Origin of the sequence: Enterococcus sp. HMSC072F02, from assembly GCF_001837725.1 — a bacterium.
Classification (GTDB): domain Bacteria; phylum Bacillota; class Bacilli; order Lactobacillales; family Enterococcaceae; genus Enterococcus_B; species Enterococcus_B lactis.
Genome location: NZ_KV833953.1, coordinates 1 through 1,483, shown reverse-complemented (window position 1 = coordinate 1,483; position 1,483 = coordinate 1). Strand labels below are relative to the sequence as shown.

2 protein-coding genes are annotated in these 1,483 nt (G+C 31.9%); both read left to right on the top strand.

Annotated features, from left to right (window positions below; translation table 11 throughout):
- The first annotated feature begins 206 nt into the window (after positions 1-206).
- On the top strand, positions 207-617 hold the full coding sequence (locus tag HMPREF2731_RS06795; protein WP_002286258.1) for a Spx/MgsR family RNA polymerase-binding regulatory protein: 411 nt from the start codon (positions 207-209) through the stop codon (positions 615-617).
- A gap of 13 nt (positions 618-630) precedes the next feature.
- Positions 631-987 (top strand): Spx/MgsR family RNA polymerase-binding regulatory protein, encoded by a 357-nt coding sequence (locus HMPREF2731_RS06790; protein ID WP_070872620.1) that lies wholly within the window; start codon positions 631-633, stop codon positions 985-987.
- Positions 988-1,483 lie beyond the last annotated feature (496 nt).

Below are 1,483 nucleotides of genomic sequence, written 5' to 3'. Positions count from 1 at the left end.
AGGAGGTGTGACAAGATTTTTGTCACACCTCCCTTATTTATTTTTGAAAAATGAGAATACTATTATTAAAATAGGAAGTACATAGAATAATTCTCATTATTTAAACGTAAATAATCGATTTTTTTCGACTTTTTTTATTAGCTAATAATTGGTATTTTAAAAGAAATTGCTGTAGAATTGGATTATAATTAAAAAGGAGTGAGAAAATGATAAAAGTATATACTTCGCCTAGCTGTACTTCCTGTAGAAAAGCAAGAGCATGGTTGCAAGCGAATCAACTTGAATTTGAAGAGAAAAATATTTTTGCCGAACCGTTAACAGAAAGTGAGATCAAAAAGATTTTAGCAGCGACTGAAGGAGGAGTTCAAGATATTATTTCCACTCGGTCGAAAATTTACGAGAAGTTGGGAATAGATTTTAACGAATTAACTTTAAAGCAAATGATCGTCCTATTCAAAGAATATCCTTCATTATTGAGACGACCTATTTTGATTGATGAAAAAAGAATACTAATCGGATTCAATGAAGATGAAATCCGTTCATTTGTCCCTCGTGAAATTCGGTGTGTTGCTAGAAACCTAATCTATTTACAAAACAATAACATCTTAAATTCATAGGGAGGGAGTCTTCGTGGAAGTGAAAGTCTACGGATCGGCGCACTGTGTAACCAGTCTGAAGGCGAAACAATGGTTAGAATACCATCAATTGCCTTATCAATTTGTTGACTTAGAAGAACGCGATCTAAGTACAGAAGAAGCAGAAGAATTATGCAGTTTTGAAGAAGTGCAAGCAGAACAGCTATTTGTGACTTGGTCTGAGGCTTTCCATAACATTGCGGTAGACCTTTCTTGTGTAGGTAAGAAACAACTGATTTCTTTATGTACACAACATACAAAACTCCTCAGACGTCCGTTGATCATTATCGATGAAGTTCTATTTATTGGATACAATGAGCAGTTGATGGAGCAACTTATCCTAAATAAATAGTCTTTACCTATTTTAATCAAATTTCTGAGCGCTTCGTACAGTTAGAGCAGTTGAACACTTAACATCAAGTGTGTTATGTGTTCTTTTTTTGTCTTTATTTTTCTACTATAAAAGATATAATCGATTTATGTGGTCAAAATTCAAATGTACGAGGGAAAATAGGCTGAGAAATATATTGACATGTGTAAATTTACATGATATATTCATTTTTGTTGTTTTAAGTAATATGCAAATAAAATAGCATTAAAAAAACTTGAAAAATAGTTGTTGACATGTTGCTAATGACATGATAAGATAACTGAGTCGTTAAAAAAGAATAGCTTGCGAAGGTTGATTCTATTGAAAAAAACTTCAAAAAAGTTCTTGACAAATAACAAACGACAAGTTATGATAAATGAGTTGCTGAAAGATTTCAAAAAAATGAAATCGAAAAAAACTTTTAAAAAGAGTTGACAATCACTTGCCACTCTGATATGATATAAAAGTTGCTACGGCA

What these genes read in the sequence shown, in the direction of transcription:
- HMPREF2731_RS06795 (WP_002286258.1), top strand. Translation starts at nt 207, where the DNA reads ATGATAAAAGTATATACTTCGCCTAGCTGTACTTCCTGTAGAAAAGCA.